Below are 3530 nucleotides of genomic sequence, written 5' to 3'. Positions count from 1 at the left end.
CCGGCCAACTTGTGTACCGTCGGTCATTGACCGCAGAGGGGAAACCGTCATGTCGTTGTCTTCTTGGCGAGTGTGTATCACCGAAACTCATGTCGCCCGTCCCCCGGATTACGGCACACCGGAGGGCGCCGAGGGAAGTTTCTTTCCGGACGATCCATTTCCAGGTTCACCGTTCTTGCTGTCCTCATTGTTCGAGTACGACGTGGACCTCAATTCGTACTTCCGGAACCCGAGTTTCGTCACCATGTCATCGATCAGCCAACAAGGCTATGCACGCAACATCGCAGCGTTCCTCTCATTTCTCACCACAGCGCGAAGCGGTACATCATGGCGTGACGCAAGCGAAGACGATCACGTCGCTTACCTTGTCTGGCGGCGGAGGGATGCTTCCGGGCCACGAGTGTCCGGAGCTACGTGGAATCGAGAAGTCGCGGCCGTCAACAACTTCTATCGCTGGGCGGTGCGAAAGGGTTTGGTCGCCGCGAACCCGGTCCCGCACCATGCACCCAGCGGACGATCTCACACCCCGAGCCGTGTCGACCATCGAGGAAGTAGTCCCACGACGTATTCGCGAGATGTCAACAGAGACAACATTGAGTGGATTCCGCAAGCCTCGTACCGGCAATGGAGAGATACCGGTATGAGGGGCATGACCGCGGACGGTCTGCCTCGCCCTGCGTTCCGCGGACGCTGGGCGGCACGCAACGCGGTGTTCTGCGATCTCATGGTCCGAACGGGTTTGCGTTTAGCGGAGCAGTCCGCACTGACGGTCTTCGACCTACCCGCCGAGCACCAACCCGTGTCCTATCAGCGCTTCCGACTCCCGGTAGCCATCGCAAAGGGCTCCTCGACCAGATGGGTGTACGTACCGGAATCGATTGTCAGAGAACTGATCAATTACCGCGATATCGATCGCCGGCAGATTATCGACGATACTCGAGCACATGGACGGTACGACAAGATCGTTCGCCCGCTCGTGGTCGAGGACCCTGCACGACCTGTCGCTGTCGACTACACCAGCGGCGGCGTCAAGGTGAGTGTAAAGGTCTCCAACCTGGACCACGCGGACCGGCGGCGGCTGTACATCGCCGGTGATCTCGGTTTGGAACCCGCCTCGTTCTGGTTGACCGAACGGGGGATGCCGGTGTCGCTGTCGAGGTGGAAGGGACTGTTCCATGAGGCGAATGTTCGGTGTGCCGATGTTGGAGTTCAGTTGCGCGTGCACCCTCATATGCTGCGTCACACGTTCGCGGTGGTGACTCTCGAACAACTTCAACGGGGCCATATTGCGGCGTTGAGCGAACAAACTGCGGACCAACGTGGCCACTACACGCGTGTGTTCGGCGATCCCCTCGACTGGGTGCGCCGCAGGATGGGGCATCGCTCGGTCACCACCACGATGATCTATCTTCACACACTGGCCGAGTTGGAAATGGAGACTCGGATGGCGCTGGTGCCTGACGACTGGGGTGAACTACCAGCACCATCGACGCCATTCACCGAGACCTCGGACTTTTCGCAGTGACGCCCCGCAAAGGTGCTGGAACACATACAGGCCGACCAGCGGAAACACCCTCAGGGAACTATGAAGTTTCGCAACGCCACGAACCGCTGAACCCGACTGCTGTGATCGATGTTGCGATCACCCCGCCGGTCCGGTTCATTGGCGACGACGGGCGAACGCGAACATTTTCAGCCGACCGGTGGCCCATGCCCGGCTGGCACGGACCTACACTCGCTGCATTCTCTCGACGTACGGGTCCCACCGGGACTTTGCGGACGGAGAGATCAGCACAAGGGAACTGGCTTTTCCTGGGCTCATTCCTGAGATACCTCGACTCACTTCAACATCCACCCTACGACCCAGGAGCGCTGACCCTGCACAATGTCCAGGGCTATCTCCGACAGCGAGCCTCCACGGCGAGTATCAACCGTTCGCTCGAATGCCAGACAATTCTTCGGAGACTTCTGATCGAACCTCCGTTGCGCGAGATGATCTCACCCGATATTCACGCTGCGCTGGCTCGTTCGGTCCCGAAATTCAGAAAGCTGAATGCATCCGGCTACTCGGACGGAGAGATCGCGCGAATCCTCGGCGCTGCACGCGCTGACGTCTCGGCAATCCGGTCGCGAATCGAATCATCGGAACGAATCCTTTCCGACAACGATGCCAAGACCACGGAAGAGTCCTCCTCGGCTGCAGATGTGCCGAGTCTGCGAAAGGTCGCCGCTACCGGAGTGATCCCACGACAGCAGACCGGAACGCCTCTGACGTGGCGGCGCCGACTCGCGCAGGCAGAGCAACTATTCCTTCTGAAGAGAGATCTGGTTCCGATCCTCATTCTCCTGATCACGCTGACCGGCCGGAATGTGGAAACCCTCAAAGACCTACCTGCCGAACACAAAATCCTCGAAGGAAGGGCCGTACAGCTACGACTGACGAAACGTCGGCGAGGAGAACAACACTGGTATGAAACCGTCACCTGGGAAATCGGTCCACCACACCGGGAACTCGAGACCCCGGGAGGGTTGTACCTGCTTCTGCACCGGTTGATGGCGAGAGGCAGAACTTACACGGAATCGACTGCGCTGTGGTCGATCTGGCGCAACGGAATCGCAGGAGGCATCTCCGGTACGGCCGAACACATGGCTCCGTTTCGCAGATCGTTGTCCGATCCGCCCCTGCTACCCAGCACATGGGCGGCCGGACATTCGCTGTTGACCGACCCGCAGGGCGATACCGAGGTGGGAGCCCCGCTGACGGTGACATTCGGCCGTATCCGTACCACGATCGAAGTCGCCAGAGTCAAAAAGTTCGGTGGCCATTTGCCCTCCGCCGCGCGCTCGAACAGCGTGGGCGTGTTGTTTGCGAATTATCTTCGTGGCGATGCTTCGGCAGCTGAATGGAGCGCCGAAACCATCGCCGCTGCGATCGCCGACGCCGAGAGGGCGGCACTCGATACTCACGCTCGCGCGCTTGCGGCCGCGGGCGGATCCCTGACCGTCGTGCCACACGCGACAGTGCCCGCGGACAAGGAGGCGCCGTGGAATGGTTGCGCTGATCCCGGCGCTCACCCTGCCACTGGGCGAATATGCCGTCGGACAACATTTCTCGACTGTTTTCACTGCGGCAATTGCGTCATCTCGTCGAGTCACCTTCCTGCCGTGCTCGCCTTACGACACGCACTCGACGAACGGCGGTCGGTGCTCGCGGAGTCCGACTGGTGGAGCCGCTACGGACCCGTGTGGGTGACCATCGATCACGAGATTCTGCCCAAATTCACACCGGGACAAGTCTCGCACGCCGAGTCGATCAAGCCAGCCGATGCTCTTCTCGACCTCGTCGAACAACCCTGGGACCTTCCATGACCGAACCACAACCCCACTTCAGTGCCGGCCCGCATGTACTCACAGGGCGGCCGCTGCGCCCCGACATCCGCGACGATCGCCTTCCCCGATACACGGACATGGTGTGGCAACTCGACGCCGCCCAGCTGCAATCGCATCTGAGTTCGGAGCGCTTGGACTTC

At 60.5% G+C, this 3530-nt stretch carries 2 protein-coding genes; both read left to right on the top strand.

The features are described 5' to 3' along the window. Nucleotides 1-1525: site-specific integrase (locus tag YH3_RS34530; protein ID WP_238592801.1), on the top strand; the 1525-nt coding region annotated here is incomplete at its 5' end. Nucleotides 1526-1992: 467 nt separating this feature from the next. Further along, entirely contained in the window at nucleotides 1993-3369 is a 1377-nt protein-coding gene (locus YH3_RS34525; RefSeq protein WP_154100422.1) for a hypothetical protein, read from the top strand. Nucleotides 3370-3530 lie beyond the last annotated feature (161 nt).

It is taken from the genome of Rhodococcus sp. YH3-3 (assembly GCF_001653035.1).
Lineage (GTDB): Bacteria > Actinomycetota > Actinomycetes > Mycobacteriales > Mycobacteriaceae > Rhodococcus_F > Rhodococcus_F qingshengii.
Note: the sequence above shows the minus strand (reverse complement) of the source record. Positions and strands in the feature narration are given on the sequence as shown.

Excerpts from the sequence above, each read along its gene's own strand:
- YH3_RS34525 (WP_154100422.1), top strand. The coding sequence starts at position 1,993 with ATGATCTCACCCGATATTCACGCTGCGCTGGCTCGTTCGGTCCCGAAA.